General features: G+C 71.3%; 19 protein-coding genes. 6 read left to right on the forward strand and 13 right to left on the reverse strand.

Annotated elements, in window-relative coordinates:
- Window positions 1-72 precede the first annotated feature (72 nt).
- Both CcI156_RS19515 and CcI156_RS19520 read right to left on the reverse strand, forming a co-directional pair.
- Complete coding sequence (locus CcI156_RS19515; protein ID WP_023841684.1) at window positions 73-1,539, reverse strand: class I SAM-dependent RNA methyltransferase; 1,467 nt, start codon at window positions 1,537-1,539, stop codon at window positions 73-75.
- Window positions 1,536-3,542 carry an APC family permease gene (locus CcI156_RS19520; RefSeq protein WP_076807410.1) on the reverse strand — a complete coding sequence of 669 codons (2,007 nt, stop codon included), beginning with the start codon at window positions 3,540-3,542 and terminating at the stop codon, window positions 1,536-1,538. Before CcI156_RS19520 ends, CcI156_RS19515 begins: the two co-directional genes overlap by 4 nt.
- 129 nt (window positions 3,543-3,671) lie before the next feature.
- On the opposite strand from CcI156_RS19520, the gene CcI156_RS19525 reads away from it, so the two are divergent.
- The gene (locus CcI156_RS19525) at window positions 3,672-4,343 is read left to right on the forward strand and encodes a TrkA family potassium uptake protein (RefSeq protein WP_076807412.1); all 672 of its coding nucleotides are present in this window, start codon (window positions 3,672-3,674) and stop codon (window positions 4,341-4,343) included.
- Between the two features lie 30 nt (window positions 4,344-4,373).
- Entirely contained in the window at window positions 4,374-5,105 is a 732-nt protein-coding gene (locus tag CcI156_RS19530; RefSeq protein ID WP_255353887.1) for a TrkA family potassium uptake protein, read from the forward strand.
- Window positions 5,106-5,134: 29 nt separating this feature from the next.
- On the opposite strand, the gene CcI156_RS19535 is transcribed toward CcI156_RS19530, so the two are convergent.
- From CcI156_RS19535 to dut, 4 genes are all read right to left on the reverse strand, one after another.
- Window positions 5,135-5,845: a DUF3159 domain-containing protein gene (locus tag CcI156_RS19535; protein ID WP_011435764.1), complete on the reverse strand. Its 711-nt coding sequence runs from the start codon at window positions 5,843-5,845 to the stop codon at window positions 5,135-5,137.
- Window positions 5,846-5,885: 40 nt separating this feature from the next.
- Window positions 5,886-6,272 (reverse strand): OB-fold nucleic acid binding domain-containing protein, encoded by a 387-nt coding sequence (locus CcI156_RS19540; protein ID WP_011435763.1) that lies wholly within the window; start codon window positions 6,270-6,272, stop codon window positions 5,886-5,888.
- Between the two features lie 254 nt (window positions 6,273-6,526).
- Window positions 6,527-7,240 carry a DUF3710 domain-containing protein gene (locus CcI156_RS19545; RefSeq protein ID WP_076807415.1) on the reverse strand — a complete coding sequence of 238 codons (714 nt, stop codon included), beginning with the start codon at window positions 7,238-7,240 and terminating at the stop codon, window positions 6,527-6,529.
- Window positions 7,221-7,811, reverse strand: coding sequence for a dUTP diphosphatase (gene dut, locus CcI156_RS19550; RefSeq protein WP_011435761.1), 591 nt, complete (start codon window positions 7,809-7,811; stop codon window positions 7,221-7,223). The genes CcI156_RS19545 and dut overlap by 20 nt, the downstream gene beginning before the upstream one ends.
- 248 nt (window positions 7,812-8,059) lie before the next feature.
- Between dut and CcI156_RS19555 the strand changes: the two genes are divergently transcribed.
- The 3 genes from CcI156_RS19555 to CcI156_RS19565 all read left to right on the forward strand — a co-directional run bounded on the left by CcI156_RS19555 (window position 8,060) and on the right by CcI156_RS19565 (window position 10,617).
- Window positions 8,060-8,386 carry a DUF4235 domain-containing protein gene (locus CcI156_RS19555; protein ID WP_011435760.1) on the forward strand — a complete coding sequence of 109 codons (327 nt, stop codon included), beginning with the start codon at window positions 8,060-8,062 and terminating at the stop codon, window positions 8,384-8,386.
- Window positions 8,387-8,512: 126 nt separating this feature from the next.
- A complete protein-coding gene (locus CcI156_RS19560; protein ID WP_076807417.1) occupies window positions 8,513-9,031 on the forward strand; it encodes a gamma carbonic anhydrase family protein in 519 nt (172 codons plus the stop codon).
- A 203-nt stretch (window positions 9,032-9,234) separates the two neighbouring features.
- Window positions 9,235-10,617, forward strand: a complete 1,383-nt coding sequence (locus CcI156_RS19565) for a NarK/NasA family nitrate transporter (protein ID WP_076807420.1) — start codon at window positions 9,235-9,237, stop codon at window positions 10,615-10,617.
- Between the two features lie 19 nt (window positions 10,618-10,636).
- Here CcI156_RS19565 and valS read toward each other — a convergent pair whose 3' ends face one another.
- Window positions 10,637-13,312, reverse strand: coding sequence for a valine--tRNA ligase (valS, locus tag CcI156_RS19570; RefSeq protein ID WP_076807422.1), 2,676 nt, complete (start codon window positions 13,310-13,312; stop codon window positions 10,637-10,639).
- 273 nt (window positions 13,313-13,585) lie between these two features.
- Between valS and CcI156_RS19575 the strand changes: the two genes are divergently transcribed.
- The gene (locus CcI156_RS19575) at window positions 13,586-14,392 is read left to right on the forward strand and encodes an inositol monophosphatase family protein (RefSeq protein ID WP_011435756.1); all 807 of its coding nucleotides are present in this window, start codon (window positions 13,586-13,588) and stop codon (window positions 14,390-14,392) included.
- A gap of 311 nt (window positions 14,393-14,703) precedes the next feature.
- Here the strand turns inward: CcI156_RS19575 and CcI156_RS19580 are convergent, their stop codons facing one another.
- From CcI156_RS19580 to CcI156_RS19605, 6 genes are all read right to left on the reverse strand, one after another.
- Window positions 14,704-17,487, reverse strand: a complete 2,784-nt coding sequence (locus CcI156_RS19580) for an aconitate hydratase (protein WP_076807424.1) — start codon at window positions 17,485-17,487, stop codon at window positions 14,704-14,706.
- Window positions 17,488-17,759: 272 nt separating this feature from the next.
- The gene (locus CcI156_RS19585) at window positions 17,760-19,118 is read right to left on the reverse strand and encodes a glycosyltransferase (protein ID WP_023841689.1); all 1,359 of its coding nucleotides are present in this window, start codon (window positions 19,116-19,118) and stop codon (window positions 17,760-17,762) included.
- A 66-nt stretch (window positions 19,119-19,184) separates the two neighbouring features.
- A complete protein-coding gene (locus CcI156_RS19590; RefSeq protein ID WP_076807427.1) occupies window positions 19,185-20,375 on the reverse strand; it encodes a glycosyltransferase in 1,191 nt (396 codons plus the stop codon).
- A gap of 135 nt (window positions 20,376-20,510) precedes the next feature.
- Window positions 20,511-21,857, reverse strand: a complete 1,347-nt coding sequence (locus CcI156_RS19595) for a nucleotide sugar dehydrogenase (protein WP_076807429.1) — start codon at window positions 21,855-21,857, stop codon at window positions 20,511-20,513.
- 21 nt (window positions 21,858-21,878) lie between these two features.
- The gene (wecB, locus tag CcI156_RS19600) at window positions 21,879-23,066 is read right to left on the reverse strand and encodes a non-hydrolyzing UDP-N-acetylglucosamine 2-epimerase (protein WP_011435751.1); all 1,188 of its coding nucleotides are present in this window, start codon (window positions 23,064-23,066) and stop codon (window positions 21,879-21,881) included.
- Between the two features lie 107 nt (window positions 23,067-23,173).
- The coding region (locus CcI156_RS19605; RefSeq protein WP_175637633.1) for a GDP-mannose 4,6-dehydratase at window positions 23,174-23,591 on the reverse strand (418 nt) is incomplete at its 5' end.

Genomic DNA, 23,591 nt, shown 5'->3' on the forward strand with positions numbered 1-23,591 from the left:
GACCAGGTCGTGTCGGGAGCGGCCGGAAGTGGAGTCCACGGCCTTCCGGCGACACTTCTGGTACCRACGCAATCACACCAGGTTCGGATTCCGGTCCGCGCCGCGCGGCTCGAGCAGTGCCACGCACTCGACGTGGGCGGTCATCGGAAACAGGTCGAAGGCGCGCAACACGACGAGGTCGTAGCCCGCGGCCGCCGCGGCGGCGAGGTCCCGACCCAGCGCGACAGGATCGCAGGCGACGTAGGCGACCGCGCGGGGGCGATGGGCGAGCAGCGCGGCCACCACCGCCGGGCCCGCCCCGGTGCGCGGCGGGTCGAGCACCGCGAGATCGACCCGGCCGGCCGGCCCGCCCGTACCGACCACCCCACGAACGGTAGCCGGCGTCACCCGCAACGCCCGCAGCGAGACCCATGGCAGATCGGCGAGGTTGTTCGCCGCGGCCGCGACCGACGCGGCGTCGGACTCCAGCGCGATGACGCGGCCAGCGGCGCCGACATCCTCCGCGAGGAACGCCGCGAACAGGCCCGTCCCGGCATACAGGTCGAGCGCGGTCTCCCCGGCTCGGGGACGCAGGGCCTCGCGGACCGCGTCCACCAGCACGCCGGGAGCCGCCGGATGGACCTGCCAGAACACCTCCGGCCCGAGCCGGAACCTCCGCCCCCCCACCACCTCGACGACCTCCCCGGGGGCTCCGACCTCCCCGGGATCCTCGCCGGTCCCGGCGTGCTCGTCGTTGACGACCGTCCCGGCACCGGCGGGATGCACCGCCACGGCCACCTGCCCGGTCGCCGGGCTGGCCGCGACCTCGACGGCGTCGGCCCCAGGAAACCGCCGGCCGGCGAGCGCCGCGAGGACGAGGGGGTGGGCGATGCGGCAGTCCGGCGTCGCCACCACCTCGTGCGAGCGGCTCGCCCGCAGCCCGACCTCGCCGCCGGCCGTCACCGCGAAGCGCATCCGGGTCCGCCACGCCAGTCCGTCGTCGGCGCCACCGGGCCGGTCGGATCCGGTCAGCCGCTCCGGACCGCCGACGGGCACCGCCTCGACCAGCACCTCCAGCGCCGGCTCGGCGCCGGGTCCGGCCTCGGCCGCCGTCCCTAGGCCGGACCCGGCGTGCGCGGGGCTGACCCGGGCGTCGAGGCCGCCGAACCGCCGAAGGGCGTCGGCCACGACCTCGGCCTTACCGCGCCGCTGCGCCGCGAGGCCGGCATGCTGCCAGTCGCACCCCCCGCACAACCCTGGACCGGTGTGCGGGCAGGGCGCGACCACCCGGTCCGGCGAGGGCGTCAGGACGGCGACCGCGTCCGCCCGCCAGTACCGCTCGTGGGAGGCGTCGGTAACTCGGGCACGAATCCGTTCGCCGGGCAGGGCATGGCGGACGAACACCACCCGACCGCCCGAGCGGGCGACGCAGAAGCCGCCGTGGGCCACCGGCCCGACGTCGAGGTCGAGCAGCGAGCCGACCGCGATCCCCGGCACGCGGGCCTGCCGTGCGGTGCCCCCGAAGACGCGCGATCGCGCGGGCCGACGCTGTCGACTCACCGCTTCCGCTCCAACGGGCCGGGAAGCGTGGCCCGGCCCTGTCGCACCGCGCCCGCCCCGGTTCGTTCGAACCGCTGCTCGGCCAGCCTGGACGAGGCGAGCTGCCAGGGCACGCTGGTGACCATGACGCTGGGCTGGAAGAGCAGCCGGGCCTTGAGCCGCAGCGCGCTCTGGTTGTGCAGGAGATGCTCCCACCAGTGACCGACGACGTACTCCGGGACGTAGACGGCGACGACGTCGCGGGGGCTCTCCCGCCTGATCCGGGCGACGTAGTCCAGCACCGGGCGGGTCACCTCCCGGTAGGGGGAGGCCAGCACCACGAGATCGACGGTGATCCCCCGCTCCGTCCACGCCTTGCGGAGCCGATCGGCCTCCGCCTGGTCGACGGCGACCGTGACCGCGACGAGGCTGTGCGGCCGCGACGCCTTGGCGTAGGCCAGGGCCCGCAGTGTCGGGGCATGGATCTTACTGACGAGGACGACGGCGTGGATCCGGGAGGGCAGGGTCGGCGGCCCGGGTTCCGGGGTGAGTTCGACCGCGACCCGGTCGTAGTGAGCCCTGATCCCCCGCATCCCGAGAAAGATGATCGGGATAGCCAGACAGACGATCCAGGCACCGTGGGTGAACTTCGTGACCAGCACGAGGATCAGCACGGTGCCGGTGAGGCAGGCGCCGAAGAAGTTGATCGCCTGAGACCGGCGGATCCGCCGGCGGGCGGCCGGATCGGACGCCGCCGGGTCGTCCGAGCGCAGGATGCGTGCCCAGTGCCGCACCATCCCGGTCTGGCTGAGGGTGAACGAGATGAAGACCCCGAGGATGTAGAGCTGGATCAGGGCGGTGACCTGCGCGTCAAACACGACGATCAGCAGGATCGCGAAGCCGGCGAGCAGCACGATCCCGTTGGAGTAGGCCAGTCGGTCACCGCGGGTGTATAGCTGACGCGGCAGGTAGCCGTCGCGGGCGAGGATCGAACCCAGCACCGGGAAGCCGTTGAAGGCGGTGTTCGCCGCCAGCATCAGGATGAGAGCGGTGACGACGGCGATGTAGCCGAAGCCGGGCGATCCGTCCCCGAAGACGGCGGCGGCGACCTGGGCGATCACGGTCCGCTGCTCACCACTGGCGCCGATCAGGTCCCCGGTGTGCTMAGCGACATGCACGTCGGAGATCAGAGCCAGCGCGGTGACGCCGCCGAACATCGTGACTGCGATAAGCCCCAGCATCAGCAGGGTGGTCGCGGCGTTGCGGCTCTTGGGCTTCCGGAACGCGGGCACCCCGTTACTGATCGCCTCGACCCCGGTGAGCGCCGTGCATCCCGAGGCGAACGCCCGCAACACCAGGAACACCAGGGCGAATCCCGCGTAGTCACGCTCGGCGACCACCTGGTACCCAGCACTCTCGGCCCGCGGCGGATGACCGACGGCCGCCTGGACCAGCCCGGTGACGATCATTACGAAGATGCCGAGCACGAAGCCGTAGGTCGGGATGGCGAACGCCGTGCCGGACTCGCGCACCCCACGCAGGTTCATTATCGTCAGTAGGACGACGATGACGACCGCGAGGAGCACCTTGTGCGCGGCGAGCCCGGTGATAGCGGACGTCAGGTTCGCGACACCGGCCGACACCGACACCGCGACCGTGAGGACGTAGTCAACCAGCAGGGAACTGGCCACCAGCAGGCCGGCCCGCGGGCCCAGGTTGACCGAGACGACCTCGTAGTCGCCGCCGCCGCTCGGGTAGGCGTGCACGTTCTGCCGGTAGGACGCCACCACCGTCAGCATCAGGATGGCGACGGCTCCAGCAAGCCAGGGCGAGATGTGGTAGAAGGCCAGCCCACCCAGCGACAGGACAAGCAGGATCTCCTCGGTCGCGTACGACACCGAGGAAAGGGCATCGCTCGCGAAGACGGGCAAAGCGATGCGTTTAGGGAGCAATGTCTCCCCAAGCCGGTCGCTCCCGATCGGTCGACCGACGAAACCGCGCTTGAGGCGGTCCGTGAGCGCCACGCGGCGATGCTACCGACGCCAGCCACGCAGTTCAGTATCAGTGTGACGTGGCACACAGATACTCCGTATCCGGAGATCCGGCCACGTGACCTGCGCCGGTCAGCCCGGATCGGACTACCCTCAACCCTTGTGCACGTCGTGATCCTCGGCTGCGGCCGAGTCGGCTCCGCGCTTGCCCGCAGCGTCGAACGGTTCGGCCACTMAGTGGCAATCATCGACCAGAACCCCGCCGCGTTTGGGCGGCTACCGCAGGATTTTACCGGTCTKCGGGTCACCGGGATGGGCTTCGACCGCGACACCCTCATCGAGGCGGGCATCGAGCAGGCCGCCGCGTTCGCCGCCGTCTCCAGCGGGGACAATTCGAACATCATCGCCGCCCGGGTGGCCCGCGAGATGTTCGGGGTCGAGCGGGTCGTCGCGCGGATCTACGATCCCCGCCGGGCCGAGGTCTACGAGCGGCTCGGTATCCCCACCGTCGCCACGGTGCGCTGGACCCGGGACCAGATCCTCGACCGGCTCCTACCCGACGCTGTCACGCCGCAGTGGTCCGACCCGTCGGGCTCGGTGCTGCTGGCCGCTATCCCACCCGGACCCGCCTGGGTGGGCCGCCGGATCCGGGAGTTGGAGGAGTCCGCCGGGGTACGGGTGGCCTGCGTGACCCGGTTCGGCGAGGGTGTCCTGCCCGATGCCCGCACCCTCGTCCAGGACGGTGACGTGGTGCACGTGGCGGTGACGAAGGCGCACGCCTCCGAGGCGGACACGGTGCTGCGCACCGGGCCGGACGGCAAGGACTCCGGGTAGATCCGGGCAGATCTGGGCAGATCCGGGTAGATCCGGGTAGACGATGCCGCGCGAAGAGGAGAAGCGATGAGCGTGCGCCGGGTGGTGATCGCGGGGGCGGGCAAGGTCGGCCGGTCCATCGCCGCCGAACTGCTGGAGAACGGCTCCGAGGTGCTCATCATCGAGCGGGATCCGCAGAAGATCCGGACCGACGCGCTACCGGAGGCCCGGTGGCTGCTCGCGGACGCCTGCGAGCTGTCCCAACTCGACGCGGCCGGGCTGAATGAGTACACCGTCCTGGTGGCCGCCACCGGGGACGACAAGGTGAACCTCGTCGTCTCGTTGCTCGCGAAGACCGAGTTCGGCGTGCCCCGGGTAGTGGCGCGGGTCAACCATCCCAAGAACGAGTGGCTGTTCACCGAGTCGTGGGGGGTGGACGTGGCGGTGTCCGCGCCGCGCCTAATCACGGCTCTGGTCGAGGAGGCCGTCAGCGTCGGCGACCTCGTCCAGCTGATGCGGTTCCGGCAGAGCGATGCATCCCTCGTCGAGCTGACGCTGGCCGAGAACGCGCCGGTGATCGGCCAGCGGCTCAGCGAGATCACCCTGCCGGCGGACAGCGCCTTGGTGGTGATCCTGCGTGACGGACGGGCGGTCGTTCCCTCGCCCGACGCCACGTTGGAAGACGGCGACGAGATTCTCGCGGTCACGACAAATGCCGAGGCCGAGGAGAAGCTCGCTGTGCTGCTCGGTCAGGCGCCGGCAGGCGCGGGCGCGCCGGGCTGACGCGCGACAGGCTGGCGATGCGGAGGCGGTCAGCCGGCAGGCCGCCGCTCGCCGCGCGGGGGCTCGCCGCGCGGGGCGTCCTCGGCCAGCACCTCGCCGGCCACGACCGTCGAGTCGGTGGCGGCGGGGGGCAGCGGTGCGATCCGGCGGACGATGGCGAAGCTGGCCAACACCGCGACACCGAACAGCGGAAGTCCCAGGGCGATGTTGGCCGCGGCCAGCCAGCCGGGCTGGTCGGCGAGGTAGAGCACCCCCTGCACGACGAACCGCACACCGAACACAGCGATCCAGACCACCGTCGCCCACACCGCGGCCCGCCGCTGGCAGGGTACCCGCTGCCAGCTCGCATAGCGGCTGTCCAGACCGGCCATGAGATACCCCGCCACCGGCCGGCGCAGGACGATCGACAGCAGGGCCACCACCCCCCAGAGCGCGTTCTTCGCGATGCTGGGCAGGAAGAACCCCTTCGCATTCCCGGTACGAGAGGCCACGAATGCGGCGACCGCCACGGCGAACAACCCCGAGAAGGTCTGCTGGGTCGGCTCACGGCGCACGATGCGCAGCGCCAGCAGAGCGGCCGCCGTGGCAATGGCGACCGCGATGCCGGCGGTCAGTCCGGCCTCGGCGTTCACCGTCACGAACGCCACGGTGGGCACGGAGCTGTCGATGATCCCCCGTGGGCCGCCGATGGCCTCGGACATCGTCATYGGCGGCGTGTCGGGAGATGGCGTACGTGGCATGTCTGGTTGGGATCCCGTCGGGTTGGGCGGACCCGCCGACCTAGGCGCTCGCCGACGGAACGGGGAGTAGTTCGTAACGCGGGTTGAAGATGATCGGACGGTTCTCCTGCACGGTAACGCGCCCGGAGGCCTTGACCGACGCGCCAGCCCGCAGGCCCGGGATGTCCCGGCGGCCGAGGAAGACCAACGTGACGGTGCCGCTACCGTCGTAGATGTCGACCTCCAGGGCCGGTGCACCCGACCGCGCACGTACCGTCACGGCCTGGATGGTACCCGCGACGCAGATCTCGTCCCGGTCACGACAGCCGCTCATCGGGGCGGCACCCGCCGCCGCCGAGGCCGCCTGGAGGTCCTCGGCGTCGAGCTCGCTCGTCCCTGCTGTCAGTCTGTGGAGCTTGCGCCCCAACCAGCCGCGTGACTCGCCCACGGCTCCTCCGATCCGGCTCGCCGGCGACTCGGCGCAAGCAACTGCGGCTCGAGCACGTCCAGCACGTTCAACACGTCTCATGCAACGCATGACCGGTACTCAATGTGCCCGCCCCGCATGGCGCCTTCGGCGCAATGCGGGGACCCCGGGCACAGGGCGCCGTACGGGGTCTCCGTCGAATCACCTCCGGTGACCCTCCTGGGAGAACCATCGGGCGCCTTCGGCGCAATGCGGGGACCCCGGGCACAGGGCGGTCAGCGGATCTCGGCTATACGCGCACCGCGCACGGGCATCTCGGGCCGTCCGCTGGTCGCCGAGGCGACCGGTCCGCCGGAACCATCGGGGTGATCGGGGTGATCGGTGATCTCTTTAGGCAGCCTCAGGGGCAACGGATCCCGCACCGGCATCGCGCCKTCACCACGAGAAATGATCAGATTGCGCAACGCGGCGTCCAGGAGGGGGCCGGCCGCCGGATCCTGTCCGGCCGCGCCAGTCACCACCGCCCGCAGAAACCAGCGCGGACCGTCCACACCGATCATCCGGCCCGGCACRGTCTCGCCCGGCCGCCCGGTCGGCAAGCTCATCCGCAGTTCGGGGCCGTAGCGACCGTCCGCCTCCGACCCACCGCCCCCCTGAATGGTCTCCAGGATCTCGGCCCGCACCTCGTCCCACAGGCCCCGGCTCTTCGGCGCCGCGAAGACGGAGAGCTCCATCGCGCTGCGCCCGTCGGTCACCAGCACCGTCAGCGGCTTGCCGGTCGACTCCTCGACCTGGAACTGCACCTGCATGCCGTCGAGCGCCGGAATCCGCAACGACCCGAGATCGAGGCGATGCACGTCGTCATCGGGTGCCTGCGCGATGTCGTAGGGACCATCGGGCTCCGACGAGCCCCGCGAGGTGACCTTCTCGGGGACGTCCATCTCGGAGGCCCCGCGACGGTCGAACTCCCTACGTCCTCGTCCGAACACCGGTGGTCTCCTTTCCTGCCCCCCCGGCGGACCCGAAACCCCCCGTGGAGCCGAACCCGCCGCTTCCGCGCACCGAGGCCGGCAGCTCATCGACCTCCCGGAACACGGCGTGCTCCACGCGCTGCACGACCAGCTGGGCGATCCGGTCGCCCCGATGCAGGATGATCGTGTCAGATCGGTCGGTATTGATCAGAACGACTTTGATTTCTCCACGGTAACCGGCGTCCACCGTTCCCGGGGCGTTGACCACGGACAGGCCGTGCCGCGCGGCCAGGCCACTGCGCGGATGGACGAACGCCGCGTACCCGGCCGGCAGGGCGATGCTCAGACCGGTTCCGACCGTCGCCCGCTCCCCCGGGCCGAGCGTCACGTCCTGGGCCGTCACCAGGTCCGCCCCCGCGTCCGACGGCTGGGCGTACGCCGGCAGCGCCAGCTCGCGGTCCGACCGGCGGACGAGGATCTCCACCCGACCCGGTACGGCGGGCGCGGGCTGCACGGCGAGTGGCACCGCGGACGCGGGAGGCGGGGCGGTGGGCGGGGCGGTGGGCGTCGTCGGATCGGTGGCGGTCATGGCTCTCCTGGTCGAGGGTGCCCGGTCCGGGCGTGACCCCCACGCTAGGCCATGGCCCTCGTCCCGCCATCGGCCTGCCGGTCCGACGGGCCGCAGCAAGCCCCGGACTCCGGCGGGCGTATCCCGGCGTGATCGGATAGCAGATGATCCGAGAGGCCAAGACGATCCGAGGGGCCAAGCAGGCCGGTCGGGGTAAGCAGGGGGCGGGCGGACCGACATGGTCCTCGCCGAGGAACGAGAGGTGTGGGGTGGCGAAAGCAGCGTCAAAGCTGGGATGGAAGATCGTCGGCGGAGGGGCGACCGCGCTCGCGGGCATGGCCGCGAGCCGAGTCGTGAACGCCCTGTACCGCAAGGTACGCAAGTCCGACCCGCCGGCCAACCCGGCGGACCCGGACACCGCCTGGACGGAGGCCGTCGCCTGGGCGGCGATCTCGGGTCTCGCGATCGGGATCGGCCGGTTGGCGGCCGAGCGCGCGGCCGCGCGCGGATGGGCCCGGGCGACGGGTTCACCGCCGCCCGGCATGCTCCACCCGAAGACCTCCTTCTCCGAGGAGTGGACGGCATCCGAGGACTGAACGCGTGACCGACGAGCACCGACCACGAGCCGCTCTCCGGGGTACCCGGCTGCTCCTTTCCAGGCACGATGGGATCAACCGGTGCGCCGTCCGGATCGGCGGCGTCGCGATCAGCGGGAGGCTCGGATGGCCGTGTACGCCCTGGGGGACGCCGTCCCCACCATCGATCCCACGGCCTACGTCCATCCGGACGCGACGGTCATCGGCACGGTGACGATCGGGCCCGAGTCCACGGTGTGGCCGGGCGCGGTGCTGCGTGGCGACTACGGGACGATCGAGATCGGTGCCCGCACGTCCATCCAGGACGGCACGGTGATCCACGCCACCGAGGAGCTCACCACGGTAGTGGGCGACGACTGCACCGTCGGGCATCTGGCTCACCTGGAGGGTTGTGTCGTCGAGGACGGCGCCCTGGTCGGTTCCGGTTCGGTGGTACTCCACCGGGTCCGGATCGGCCGGGGCGCGCTGGTCGGCGCGGGCGCGGTCGTCGTGGGCGGCACGGTCGTGCCGCCGGGCGCGAGGGCGCTCGGCGTGCCGGCGAAGATCCTGCCGGACTCCGTCGCCCCGGGTGCCCTCGCCGCCGGGGCCGCGATCTACGTGGCGAACGGCAAGCACTACCGCGAGCAGCTACGCCGGATCGASTGACCGGTCGACCGCCGGGCCACCCACGCCTCGCCCAGCCCTCCCGGCGGGTCCGCCGACGGCCCGACGGCCGGTGCGCCCGAGGTCTCACCGTTGGGTCCCCACCCAGGTGAGCGGATGTCTCAGAGAGTGTCACAGCCGACGCCGCGCCACGTAACGGCGCGTTCCTACCGTCGTGGCATCACCCGCACCTCGGAGGATCATCTATGAGCGCCACGCTGGAAGGCGTCMCGACTACCGGCACCGTGACCGGTCCGTCCCGACGCGGCCACTGGATCGACGACTGGCGGCCCGAGGACCGCACCTTCTGGAACAACGGCGRTTCCCGCATCGCCCGCCGAAACCTGATCTTCTCGATCCTGGCCGAGCACATCGGGTTCTCGATCTGGTCGCTGTGGGCGGTGACGGTCCTGTTCCTCGGACCGGCCTACCACATCGACCCGGCCGGCAAGTTCCTGTTGACCTCGCTGCCCGCGCTCGTCGGCAGTGCGCTGCGGATCCCCTACACCTTCGCCGTCGCCCGGTTCGGGGGGCGTAACTGGACCATCTTCAGCGCGGCGTTGCTCCTCGTGCCGACGATCCTCGCGGCCGTCGTTCTCTCCCCCGGCGTCTCCTACCCCACCCTGCTGATCGTCGCCGCGGTCGCGGGGGTCGGAGGCGGTAACTTCGCCTCCTCGATGACCAACATCAACGCCTACTACCCGGAGCGGCTGAAGGGCTGGGCCCTGGGGCTGAACGCCGGCGGCGGAAACCTGGGGGTGGCCGCGATCCAGCTTGTCGGCCTGCTCGTCCTCGCCACCGCCGGCAAGGACCACCCCCGGGTCGTCCTTGCCGTCTACATCCCGCTGATCGTCCTGGTGACGCTCGGCGCGGCGCTGTTCATGGACAACCTGTCGAGCGCGAAGAACGACCGGGGGGCGATGCGCGACGTCGCCCGTGACGGTCACACCTGGGTGATGTCGCTGCTCTACATCGGCACGTTCGGGTCGTTYATCGGGTTCGGCTTCGCGTTCGGCCAGGTGCTCCAGGTGCAGTTCCACGACCAGTTCAGCACCCCGATCAAGGCCGCCTACCTGACCTTCCTCGGTCCGCTGCTCGGCTCGCTGATCCGCCCGGCCGGCGGCATCCTGGCGGACCGCGTCGGCGGAGCGAAGGTCACCTTCGTCAACTTCGTGGCGATGGCGGCCGCGGCCGCGATCGTGCTCGTCGCYTCGCTGACGGAGTCGCTTCCTCTGTTCCTGGTCGGGTTCATCGCGCTGTTCGTCTTCAGTGGCGTCGGGAACGGGTCGACGTACAAGATGATCCCGGCGATCTTCCGGGCGAAGGCCCAGGCCAGCATCRACGCCGGTGGCGACCCGGTCGCGGCGCAGCACTCGGCCCGGCGGCTGTCCGGAGCCCTCATCGGCCTGGCCGGCGCGATCGGCGCGTTCGGCGGGGTGCTGGTGAACCTGGCCTTCCGGCAGTCGTTCCTGAGCTWCCGGACCGGCAACGCGGCGTACATCTCCTTCATCGCCTTCTACGCGCTGTGCTTCGTGGTGACCTGGTTCGTGTATCTGCGGCCCTCGGCCAGGCGTCTTGCCGGCATCTGATCCCGGCTGTGCCCGGTGTTCAGGCCAGTTCGACGGCGACGGCGATCTCGCCGCCGGTCGGGCTCAGCGTGAGCTCCCGGATGCTGCCGGCGCTGCGCAGGTCCGCGGCCACCGACTCGACGAGGGCGACGAGGTCGGCCTCGCCGCTGATCCGGACGCTCGCGACCTCGGCCTTCTGCGACACCTTCGCCTCGGACTTGGCCCGGCGGACACCGGACAGCGCCGCCCCGACGGCACCGAGGAGCTCCACGCGGGCGCCCTCGGCGAGCTTGCGGATCTCGGCGGCGTCCGGCCAGCTCGCCCGGTGCACCGAACCGGGACGCCACCAGGACCAGACCTCCTCGRTGACGAACGGCAGGACCGGGGCGAACAGCCGGAGCAGCGCTGACAGGGCCACCGAGAGCGTGGTGTGCGCGGAGGCCGCGCCCGCCGCCCCGGAGGAGCCGTACGCCCGGCCCTTCACAAGCTCGACGTAGTCGTCACAGAACCGCCAGAAGAACGACTCGGTGACCTCGAGGGCCCGGGCGTAGTCGTAGCCGTCGAAGGCCGCGGTGGCGGCGTCGACCACGTCGGCCAAGGCGGCCAGCAGGGCACGGTCCAGCGGTTCACTGGCCGGGGCGGGGGCCGCCCCGGCGTCGGAGACCTCGGCGTCGGAGACCCCGGCGTCGGGGGTCACGGCAAGACCGAGCGCGAACCGGCTGGCGTTGAGGATCTTGATGGCGAGCCGGCGGCCGTTCTTCATCTGGCCGACATCGAAGGCGGTGTCGGTACCCGGCCGCCCGGACGCCGCCCAATAACGGACCGCGTCCGACCCATGCTCCTCGAGCAGGCCCATCGGGGTCACCACGTTGCCCTTGGACTTCGACATCTTCTTACGGTCCGGGTCGAGGATCCAACCGGAGATCGCCGCGTTCGACCAGGGCAGCACGTCGAACTCGGCGTGGGTGCGCACCACCGTCGAGAACAACCAGGTCCGGATGATCTCGTGCGCCTGCGGACGCAGGTCCATCGGGAAGACCCGGGAGAACAGATCGGTATCGTGCTCCCAGCCGCTGGCGATCAGTGGGGTGAGCGAAGACGTCGCCCAGGTGTCCATCACGTCGGGGTCGGCGGCAAACCCGCCGGGCACGCCCCGCTGCTCGGCGGCGTACCCGGGCGGGACGTCGCTGGACGGGTCGACCGGCAGCGAGGCCTCGTCGGGCACGATCGGCGCGTCATACCGCGGCGCACCGGCGGCGTCCAGCGGGTACCACACCGGGAACGGCACGCCGAAGAACCGCTGCCGGCTGATCAGCCAGTCGCCGTTGAGGCCGTCGACCCAGTTCTCGTAGCGGACCTTCATGTAGTCCGGGTACCAGCGCAGCTCCTGGCCGCGTCCACGCAGCGCGGCCCGCAGCGGCTCGTCCCGCCCGCCGTTGCGGAGGTACCACTGGCGGGTCGTCACGATCTCCAGCGGCCGGTCGCCCTTCTCGTAGAACTTGACCGGATGGGTGATCGGCCGCGGATCGCCGAGCAGCGCGCCGGACCCGGCGAGCAGTTCGACGATCCGCGCCCGGGCGCTGTGCACGGTCTTTCCGGCGAGCTCGGCGTACCGCTCCCGGCCGGCCGCGGAGGTGACGGCGCCCGGTGGGTCCGGGATGAACCGGCCGTCACGGCCGATCACCGCACGCGCCGGCAGCCGCAGCTCGCGCCACCACGTCACGTCGGTGAGGTCGCCGAAGGTGCAGATCATCGCGATGCCGGATCCCTTTTCGGGGTCGGCCAACCGGTGCGCGACCACCGKGACCTCAACGTCGAACAGCGGGGTCCGCACCGTGGCGCCGAACAACGACTGGTAACGCGGGTCGTCCGGATGGGCGACCAGGGCGACGCAGGCGGGCAGCAGCTCGGGACGGGTCGTCTCGATGACAATCGGGTCCGCCAGATCCCCGGAGCCCGCCAGATCCCCGGAGCCCGCCGGGTCCAGCCCGCTGCTCGGGGCGGAGACGCCCGACCGGGGGAAGGCCAGGCTGTGGTACGCGCCGGGGCGGTCCCGGTCCTCCAGCTCGGCCTGGGCCACCGCGGTACGGAAGGTGACGTCCCACAGCGTCGGGGCCTCGGCAAGATAGGCCTCCCCCCGAGCGAGGTTGCGCAGAAAGGCCCGCTGCGCAACGGTCCGCGACCGGGCGTCGATCGTCGCGTAGGTGTACGACCAGTCGACGGAGAGCCCCAGCCTGCGCCAGAGCTGCTCGAAGCCCTTCTCGTCCTCCAGGGTCAGCCGCTCGCAGAGCTCGACGAAGTTGCGTCGCGAGATCGGGACCTGCTCCTTGCCGGGCTTGTCCGGCGGAGTGAAACCCGGGTCGTAGGGCAGCGACGGCTCGCAGCGGACAGCGAAGTAGTTCTGGACCCGGCGCTCGGTCGGCAGCCCGTTGTCGTCGAAGCCCATCGGGTAGAAGACCTCGCGACCCCGCATCCGCTGGTAGCGGGCGATCAGGTCGGTGTGGGTGTACGAGAAGACGTGCCCCACGTGCAGGGAACCGCTGACGGTCGGCGGCGGGGTGTCGATGGAGTAGACCTGCCCGCGGTCGACCGTCCGGTCGAACGCGTAGGTGCCCTCGTCCTGCCATACCGTCGACCAGCGCGCCTCGATGCCGTCCAGGCTCGGCTTCGCCGGGACCGCGCGGGTGGACCGTTCCGTACCGTCTGTCGCAACCACAAGTAACGATCCTACGGGCGCCTCGATCGTGGTCATCGACCGCCGAGGTCCCCCGGTCGGYGGACCGGCGAGGTTCCGGCCCGGGCAGGCGCCCCTGGGCCGGAGCCGGAGCCGGAACGGAACGGAAACGGGAAGCGGAAGAGGTCGACGGACGTGACACCTCTCACGTTCCATGGGGAGTACACGACCGGCCGTCTTGGCAGGATGAACCGTTGAACGGACCGTACTCCCGTGCCGATCCCCACTTCGTGCCGATCCCTGGAGCGCCGGACGATGAGCGACCTGCCAGACCCGGACGAACTGCTCGCCATTGCGCTGACGATCGCCCGTGCGGCGGGTGACCTGCTCGCGCGGGGCCGGGAGGGCACCGTGGCCGCGGAGACGACGAAGTCGTCTCCCACCGACGTCGTGACCGCTCTCGACCGCGCCTCCGAGGCGCTCGTCGCCCGGCGGCTCGCCGAACTGCGCCCCGGCGACGGACTGCTCGGCGAGGAGGGTTCGGACTCCGCCGGCACGACCGGGGTGCGCTGGATCGTCGACCCGCTCGACGGGACGGTGAACTTCCTCTACCGGCTGCCCAACTGGGCGGTCTCGATCGCCGCCGAGGTCGACGGGGAGGTCGTCGCCGGGGTTGTGCACGCCCCGGCGCTGGGCGCGACCTACACCGCCACGCGGGGCGGCGGATCGTACCGGGACGGGGAACCGCTGACCGGCTCCACGGTGACGACGCTGGCCGGCGCCCTCGTCGCAACGGGTTTCGGCTACACGGCGTCCCGCCGGGCCGCGCAGGCCGCTGTCGCCAGCCGGGTGGTGCCCCGGGTGCGCGACCTCCGTCGGATGGGTGCGGCCTCGCTGGACCTGTGCGCGGCGGCCGGCGGCCTCGTCGACGCCTACTACGAGCGTGGGCTGAAGCCCTGGGACCAGGCCGCCGGCGGCCTGGTGGCGGTGGAGGCCGGGCTGCGGGTCGGTGGGCTGCACGGCCGCCCGGCGGGCGAAGATCTCACCGTCGCCGCCCCGCCGGCCCTGTTCCCGGCGCTGACCGCCCTGCTCGCYGAGGATCCCCCCGCCGACCGCGACTGAGGTCCCCGACCGGGCGAGCCCACCACCGGCCCCGCTCACGGCCAGGGCACGACGTCGTCGATTCCGGCTGCGACGAGCGCCMGACTGAGACCGCCGCGGGAGCGGATCCCGAGGTACCACTGTCGACGGCGTAGACCGACTTGACGGTGGCGTCCCACTGTCCGGGCATGACGGTGTTCCTCCCCAACTGATACCGCTGACGGCGTGTCGCTTCTCAGTCCGGGAAACGGGAACGGGGGCGCGCGGCATGCGGACCGGCGGGCGGGGCCGGCAGGGAGCGAACCCGCCGGCCCCGGATCATCGGTCGTGGGCTACAGCAACGAGCGCAGGACGTACAGCAGGATCCCGCCGTGGCGGTAGTACTCCGCCTCGCCGGGGGTGTCGATCCGCACGACCGCCTCGAAGGTCTTGTCGCCGGCACGTACCGTGATGGGCGGGGTCCTCTCGTCCACCTCGGCGAGGCCCGTGATGGTGAACGTCTCCTCCCCGGTCAGGCCGAGCGACTCCACCGACTCGCCGGCGGGGAACTGCAGCGGCAGCACACCCATACCGATCAGATTCGACCGGTGGATGCGCTCGTAGGACTCGGCGATGACCGCCCGCACGCCGAGCAGCGAGGTACCCTTCGCCGCCCAGTCCCGGGAGGAACCCGAGCCGTACTCCTTACCAGCCAGGATCACCAGCGGCACACCCTCGGCGGCGTATTTCTGCGCGGCGTCGTAGATGGCCAGCTGCTCGCCGTCTGGCAGGTGCCGGGTGACGCCGCCCTCGGTGCCCGGCGCCAGCCGGTTGCGCAACCGGATGTTGGCGAACGTRCCGCGGATCATCACCTCGTGGTTGCCGCGCCGCGACCCGTAGGAGTTGAAGTCGGCGGGCGCGACCCCGTGCTCGGTGAGGTAGCGGCCGGCAGGCGAGTCCTTCTTGATCGAACCAGCCGGGGAGATGTGGTCGGTGGTGACCGAGTCGCCGAGCACCGCCAGCACCCGGGCGTCGATGATGTCGGTCCGGGCCTCCGGCTTCGCCGCCATCCCCTCGAAGTACGGAGGGTGCCGGACGTAGGTGGAGTCGGGCGCCCAGGCGAACGTCCGCGACACCTCCCCGCCATCACCGAGCGGCAGCGAACGCCAGCGCTCGTCACCGGACAGGTCGGCGTAGTCGGACTCGTACATCTCGGACTGGATGGCGTCGCCGACGACCGCGGCGACCTCGGCCTCGCTCGGCCAGATGTCACGCAGGTAGACGGGCTCCCCGCCGGTGCCGGTGCCCAGCGGGTCGGTGTCGAGGTTGATGTCCATGGTKCCGGCCAGCGCGTAGGCGACCACCAGCGGCGGGGACGCCAGGTAGTTCATCTTGATGTCGGGGTTGATCCGGCCCTCGAAGTTGCGGTTGCCCGACAGCACGCTGACCACCGCCAGGTCCGCGTCGTTCACCGCGGCACTGATCTCCTCCGGCAGCGGCCCGGAGTTACCGATGCAGGTGGTGCAGCCGAACCCGACCAGGTTGAAGCCGACCTTGTCCAGGTAGGGCACGAGCCCCGCCCGCTCGTAGTAGTCCATGACCACCTTCGAGCCCGGCGCGAGGGTGGTCTTCACCCACGGCTTGCGGGTGAGCCCCTTCTCGACGGCGTTGCGGGCCAGCAGGGCAGCGCCGATCATGACCTGCGGGTTGGACGTGTTGGTGCAGGAGGTGATGGCCGCGACGGCGACGGCGCCGTGGTCGATCTCGACGCCCGTGCCGTCGGCGAGGGTGACCGCCGTCGGGTTGGACGGGCGGGCGGCGACGTCCCCGACCACGGCGTTCACCGAGATCGGGGCGTCGGAGGGCTTGTCGGCGAATGCGGCCGCCGGGTCGGAGGCCGGGAAGGACTCGGCATCCGCCTCGTCCGCGCCGCCGTTCGTGAGCACCAGGGGCTGGGCGTAGTCGACCAACGCCGCCCGGAAGGCCTGCTTCGCGCTCGCCAGCGGCACCCGGTCCTGCGGGCGCTTGGGCCCGGCAAGCGACGGCTCGACGGTGGACAGGTCCAGCTCAAGGGTGGTCGTGTAAGCGGCCTCGCGGCTCGGGTCGTGCCAGAGGCCCTGCTCCTTGGCGTACGCCTCGACCAACGCCACCAGCTCCGCGGGACGGCCGGTCAGCCTGAGGTAGTTCAGTGTCTCCGCGTCGATCGGGAAGATCGCGCAGGTGGAGCCGTACTCGGGGCTCATATTGCCGATGGTCGCCCGGTTCGCCAGCGGGACGTTCGTCACGCCGTCGCCGTAGAACTCGACGAACCGGCCGACGACGCCGTGCCGACGCAGCATCTCGGTAATGACGAGCACCATGTCGGTCGCGGTGGTGCCCGTCGGCAGCTCGCCGGTCAGCTTGAAGCCCACCACAGTGGGGATAAGCATGCTCACCGGCTGGCCGAGCATGGCGGCCTCGGCCTCGATGCCGCCGACGCCCCAGCCGAGCACGCCGAGACCGTTGATCATCGTGGTGTGGCTGTCCGTGCCCACGAGGGTGTCGGGGTAGGCCAGCGTCCCATCGGCCGTCTGCTTCGTGAAGACGACCCGGGCGAGGTGCTCCAGGTTGACCTGGTGCACGATGCCGGTGTTCGGCGGGACGACGGTGAAGTTGTCGAACGCCTCCTGACCCCAGCGCAGGAACTGGTAACGCTCCCGGTTGCGGCCGAACTCCAGCGCCGCGTTGAGCTCGAACGCGTCCGGCCGGCCGAAGTGGTCGGCGATGATCGAGTGGTCGATCACGAGCTCGGCGGGGGCCAGCGGATTGATCTTCGATGGGTCGCCGCCGAGGGCGGCCATCGCCTCCCGCATGGCGGCAAGGTCCACCACACACGGCACACCGGTGAAGTCCTGCATGATGACGCGGGCGGGCGTGAACTGGATCTCCTGGCTGGGGGCGGYCGAGGGATCCCAGTTCGCCAGCGCCCGGACGTGGTCCGCGGTGATGTTCGCGCCGTCCTCCGTACGCAGAAGGTTCTCCAACAGCACCTTGAGGCTGTAGGGGAGTCGATCGGCCCCGGGCACCGCGTCCAGCCGCCTGATCGTGTAGGTGCGATCACCCACCACGAGCGATCCGGTACTGCCGAAGGTGTCCATCGTTCTCCTCCTCGTCGCCCGCCGCCCGCCACCCGCGAGCGGCGGGGCTCGCTCCCATGGCCCCGCCCGGCTGGCCGCACCATGGTGACACCGGACCCACGGCCCCGGGTGGGCACGCATCCGGCGCCTGCCTGCCTCGGCCAGCTCCGTCCCATCCTGGCATTCCGGCGCGTCTCGCACCGCGCCCGCGACGCTGTGACCCCGCCGACCCTCCGGGTCGGCGGGAACCGCCAGGGCCTCCCGAACAAGGTCGTCACGCCCGACTCCAGCAATTACTTAACACTGCTAACAGTAGCGGAAGCTGCCGGCGGCCCCTGCCCACAACGGCGGAATGTTCGGCAATAATCACCCCACCTGCGGGTGAACTCGTTCTTTCGGTCCCCGGTGCATCCCGGCACGCTCCGGCCCGGGCCGGAGCACGCGTGCCACGACCGCGCGCCGCGCACGGCCTCGTGCAGGGCAGCGACGACGTCCTGGCTCAACGACCGGCGATCCAGCAGCTTCTCGGCCCGTGCCCGCGCGGCGAAGCCTCGGTCGCGCGCGGCGGGTGTCCGCCGGCCGGCCGCGGCGTCGGTGAGACACTCCGCCACCGCCACCGCGTCGCCGGGTGCCACCAGCCAGCCGGTCTCGTCGTCCACCAGCTCGCTGATCGCCCCGACCCGCGTCGCCACGGTCGGTACCCCGCAGGCCGACGCCACCCCGATGGCGCCGTAGTCCTCCACCCAGGAGGACACCACGTTCACATCGGCGGCGGCGTAGTACGGCCGCACGTCGCGGACACCGTGCACCCAGCGCACCGCCGCCGCGCCGGGAAGCGCCCCGGCCCAGACCCGGACCCGCTCGCGGTAACGGACCGCGGCCTCGTTGCGCCGACCGGCGACGTCCTCCCCGCCCTCGGGAGCCCCGTCAACGAGGATCAGGGTGCCGCGACCGCCCAGCTCGACGAACCGCGACCAGGCCGCCAGCAGTACCTCGTGGCCCGCCACCCCCCGGCCCGGATGGACAAGACGACCGGGCGGGTGGAAGTGCGCCACCCGCACCGCCACGAACCCGTTCTCGGGCAGATCGAGATCCGTCCGGACCCCCCGGCGCTCCCGGTCGTCCGCCGGCGTGAACCGGTCCAGATCCACGCCGTAGGACACGGTGCGCAGGCGGCGCACCGGCTGGCCGAGCGCGGCGTAGCGGCACCGGACGTCGGAGGTCGGCGCGATCAGCAGGTGATCGAGCCGACAGAGCACCCGCTCGACCGGCCGGATCAGCGGGTGGTCCAGGTGCAGAGGGTTCGCGACCATGTACACGCGGGTGATCGTGGTGCCCACGGTGGCGAGGCGGGCGGCCACCGCCGAGGCGTAGTGGTGGTAGTGGACGACGTCCGCCCCGAGCGCGGCCAGCTCCGCCCGCAGCCGGAGAATCCCACCGGCCTGACGGCGGATCGACGCTCCCCGGTGCGGCACGGGGCTCGCGACGACCTCCACGCCGCCCGCGGTCAACTCCCGGGCCAGTGGACTGTCGACGTGGTCAGGCGGGGGCATCAGGACGATGACGCGGTCCCCGCTCTCCCTTTCGGCTACGGCGTGCGCGACGGGCCACCGCGGGCCGTCCCCCGCCTCGAGCAAGGTGACTATCTTCATCGTGGGCGGTCGTCCTTCCTGGTCGTGGCCGGACGGTGGCGGTACCCGGACGGGCGGGGACGCCGGCTACCACCACACCGCCGTGATGTCGCGTTGCCAGTGCTCCATCGTGAACGGGGACCGGCGCAGCAGACGCATCGCCTCCCGGCGCTGATCAATGGTCGGGGGAACGGCGGTGAGCATCTCGGCGGTGTCGGCCCAGACCGCGTCGGAGATACGCAGCGGCAGGATCGTCACGCCGGGGAGCAGCCGGGCGATCTCGTCGACCCCGGGCAGGTCCGCGCAGAGCACGGGCGTCCCGACCGCGCAGGCCTCGAGCACGATGCCGGTCAGGCCCTCGTGGCGGGAGGTGACCAGCAGCAGCGAGGCCGCGACCAGCAGGCGTGGGATCTCAAGAACCTCGCCGATGAACTCGACGTGGTCAGCGACGCCACGTCGAGACGCCAGCGCGACCAGCCGGGCCGTCTCGGCGGCATCCTGACGACCCACGAAGAGGAGCCGGGCGTTCACAGACCGCCCCCGCAGCGCCGCGAGAATCTCCACGGCCCGGTCCCGGCTCTTCGCCGAATCCGGGCAGGCAACGTGGACGATGGTGACAAGATCCTGATCGTCCTCGGCGAGTTCCTCCGCGCGGCGGCGGGCCGCGATGGCGACGCCGACCGGTTCCAGCTCGACGCCGTGGTAGATGACGCGGCAACGGGAGTCGAGCCGCCAGTTCTCCCGCCACAGACCCCGCATCACCGCCTCGCTCACCGCGACCAGATGGGTGGCGAACCGGTCGAGCAGCAACCGGCCGACGATCCGCCGCACCCGGCCGCCCAGGCTGTCGCCGTGCCGGTCCGGGGCATCGGCGAGGTAGGCGACGCGGCGCCGAACCCCCCCGAGCCGGGCCAGCGCGAGGACCACCCCGGAGAGGATCGTCACGTCCGCCTGCACCACCTCCGCCTGCACCACGTCCGGGCGTACCTGGCGCAGCAGCCTCAGGAAGGACCATGGAAAGCGCCAGTCGGCCCGGCAGTGGTACACCTCGCCGCCGAGCGCCCGGATCTCACCGTCGAACGCTCCTGCCGCGCCGGACGTCACCGCGAACAACAGCCGGAACTCGTCCTGGTCGAGGCGGCGGAGCAGGTTCACGGCCCCCGGATGAATGCCGGAGCGCTCCATCCGGTTCAGCACCTTCAGCACCGTTATCGGGCCCCGGCGCCRCCACCCACTCGGCCGGTGATGGAACCACGCGTCGGTGGCGACGACCCGCATGGCACCCGCCCCTCCGCCCGCACCCTCTCGATGACGATAATTTTCAGTTATCATTCAACTACATAAAGATACGAGAAGATACGGGAAGATGCGGGACGCCGCGAGGGTGGGATGGCGTCAGAAGGTGGGAGGGGGTCACAGGGGTTCCACGGCGAACGCGAGCTCGTCGTGCCGCGCGACCTGCGCCGGTATCAGCGGGTGTCCCCCGCCTGCCGCCACCGGCCGGCGGCCCCGGTCGTGCGTGGGCAGCCAGTGCCGGGTGTCGAGGACCGCACAGGCATGCCGTGCCACCTGGTCACGGTCGAAGGCGTCGTGGTCGACCAGGAGCACCACCAGATCCGCGGCCGCAAGCTCTCCCGCATCCACCTCCACCAGGGTCACCCGGGGCGGCAGCCGGGCCGCGTCGACGTGCGGGTCCGCCGCTCGCACGTGGGCACCGAGGTCGGCGAGCAGGGTGGCCACCCGCGTCGCGGGCGACTCGCGCGCATCCCCGGTGTTCTTCTTGTAGGCGAGTCCCAGCAGCAGGATGCGGCTGCCCGCGACCGACCGTCGCCGGGTGTTGARCATCTCGGTGACCCGCCGCACCACGTGGTCAGGCATGTGGTCGTTGATGTCGTTGGCGAGCTCGACGAATCGGAAGCTGCGGCCGAGGCTGCGGCGCACCCRCCAGGACAGGTACGACGGGTCGATGGGCAGGCAGTGGCCGCCGACCCCCGGGCCGGGAGTGAACCGCAGATACCCGAACGGCTTGGTGGAGGYCGCGTCGATCGCCTCCCACACGTCGACGCCGAGTTCGTGCGCGAACATCGCCAGTTCGTTCACCAGCGCGATGTTGACATGCCGGAAGGTGTTCTCCAGCAGTTTGGTGAGTTCGGCGGTCCKGGTCGAGCCGACCGGAACCGTCCGCTCGACCACGGTGTCGTAGAAGGCGCTCACGGCCGCCAGGGAGTCCTCGTGCACCCCGGAGACGACCTTGGGGGTGTTCACCAGGTTCCACACCCGGTTACCCGGATCGATCCGCTCCGGCGAGTAGCCGAGATGGAAGTCGATACCAGGGTGCAGACCGGAACCCTCGGTGAGCAGCGGGGCGAACAGCTCCTCGGTCGTCCCCGGATAGGTCGTCGACTCCAGGATCACGGTCACGCCCGGCCGGACCAGCGGCGCGAGGCTGCGCGCCGCGCCCACGATGTAGGACAGGTCGGGAGCCCCCTCCCGCAACGGGGTAGGGACAGTGATCACCGCGACGTCGAACGCCGCGGCGCGGGCGTAGTCCGACGTCGGCTCGTACCGGCCCGACCCCAACGCTGCCGCGAGCTGCCTGTCGGGGATGTCCTCGACGTAGGACCGCGCGGCGGCCAGCCGGGCGACACGGCTCTCGTCCACGTCCACCCCGACGACCCGCCAACCCACATCGACCGCCCGCATCGCGAGCGGGAGACCGACGTATCCCTGCCCGACGACCACCAGCTTCTTCGAAGTCATACACATAGTGTGTCAGATTGTTTACATAGAGAGAGGTAGGTGGCTAGCTGTGTCCTGGGTCGGCGGACGGATCGCCGGATCCGGTGCGCCCGGACGGCCCGGTTCCGGCGGGGGGGCGACCACCCGGGCCAGAATTCGCGCGATGCGGCGGGCGGCGTGGCCGTCCCACAAGGCCGGACGCCGGGGCGCAGGCGGCCGCTCCAGGGTGTCGAACGCGGCCGTGACCACCACCCTCCGGTCCCGACCCACCACCCGGTTGGTACCCTCGGTAACAGTCAATGGACGTTCCGTCGAGTCACGGAGCGTCAGGCATGGTACTCCCAGCACGGTGGACTCCTCCTGCACGCCGCCGGAATCGGTGAGCACGAGACGCGCCCCGGCCTGCAACGCCAGGGAGTCGAGATAGCCCACGGGTCCGAGCAGCCGAACCCCCGGAGGGAGCATCCCGGCCAGCCGCGCCGCCGTACGGGGATGCGCCGGGAAGACCAGCGGGCAGCGCACCGCGATCTCCCCGAGCGCCCCGAGCAGCCCGGCGAGCACGTCCGGATCGTCGACGTTGGCGGGCCGGTGCATGGTCACCAGGCCGTACCCGCCCGGGTGCAGGCCGAGCTCGGTCAGCGTCGGYCGGCCCAGCGCCTCGTCCCGGCACGCCAGGAGGGTGTCCACCATGACGTTGCCGACGAGATGGACCGCCCGGGGGGGCAGGCCCTCCCGGTACAGATGCTCCACCGCGTCCGGTGAGGTCGCGAACAGCTGGTCGCACACGTGGTCGGTGACAACACGGTTGATCTCCTCGGGCATGGACCGGTCACCGCTACGCAGTCCCGCCTCCACGTGGGCAACGGGCACGCCCGCCTTCGCCGCGACGAGCGCACAGGCCAGAGTTGAGTTGACATCGCCGACCACGACGACGATCTCCGGGGCAAGCCGGTCGAGCAACGGCTCGAACGACGTCATGACCGCGGCCGTCTGCACGGCGTGGGAGCCCGATCCGGCCGCGAGGTGATGGTCAGGGGGGCGCAGCCCGAGATCGGCGAAGAACACCTCGCTCATCGCCTCGTCATAGTGCTGTCCGGTGTGCACGAGCGTGGTCCGGAAACCCTCCGCGTCGAGGGCGTCCAGAATCGGCTTGATCTTGATGAAGTTCGGCCGCGCCCCGGCCACGACCACCGCGTGCGGCCTCGGCGCGAGCCCGGACTCGGCGAGCATCGGGACCGGTCCGGACCGGCGGCGCGCGGCCGCGAGTGGAGCCCGCGGCGCGGGCAGACCATCCACCGGTACACCGGCGACGGGCTCACCACCCGCAGGTACGCCGGTCACGAGCGGACCCCGGAACGATCCGATCCGCCGCGCGGCTGGTCGACGACGGTAGGCCCGGCGGGACGGGCCGCCCCAGCCCGCCCGGCGGGGGCCGCGAKCCCGTCGCGCGCGGCCGATTCCGTCTCGGTGGCGACGTCGGCGTCCACCATCATCGCCACCAACTCCTCGAACCCCACCCGCGGCTTCCACCCCAACACCTCCCGCGCCTTCGACGAATCCCCCACCAGCACATCCACCTCAGCCGGCCGGAAAAACCGGGGATCCTGCCGCACGAACCCCGACCAGTCCGAGATCCCCACCCGCCCGAACGCCACATCCAACAACTCCCGGATACTGTGCGTCTCCCCGGTCGCCACCACATAATCGTCCGGCGCGTCCTGCTGCAGCATCCGCCACATCGCCTCCACGTAATCC

The organism is Frankia sp. CcI156, from assembly GCF_001983015.1.
GTDB classification, from domain to species: domain Bacteria; phylum Actinomycetota; class Actinomycetes; order Frankiales; family Frankiaceae; genus Frankia; species Frankia casuarinae.